1 protein-coding gene is annotated in these 299 nt (G+C 66.6%); it reads left to right on the forward strand.

The window, feature by feature from the left end; all coding sequences use genetic code 11:
* Positions 1–299: condensation domain-containing protein (locus SB756_RS29190; protein ID WP_410913022.1), on the forward strand; the 299-nt coding region annotated here is incomplete at both ends.

Here is a 299-nt window from a genome sequence, read left to right on the forward strand (position 1 = left end):
ACCATGTGCTGATCCTGGTCATGCACCATATCGTCTCCGATGGCTGGTCGATGCCGATACTGCTGGACGAGTGGATCCGCAGCTACGAGGGGCATCGCCTTGGCCAGCCGGCGTCGTTGCCGGAACTGCCGATCCAGTATGCCGACTATGCCATCTGGCAACGCCGGTGCATGGAAGCGGGCGAGCTGGCGCGTCAGCTGGCGTACGGGGAGGCCGAGCTGGGGGGGGAGCAGCCAGTGCTGGAACTACCGATCGACCGTCCTCGCCCGGCCGTGCAGAGCCCGGCCGGTGCAAGCCTG

The sequence above is a fragment of the Pseudomonas sp. SIMBA_068 genome, assembly GCF_046534705.1.
Lineage (GTDB): Bacteria > Pseudomonadota > Gammaproteobacteria > Pseudomonadales > Pseudomonadaceae > Aquipseudomonas > Aquipseudomonas putida.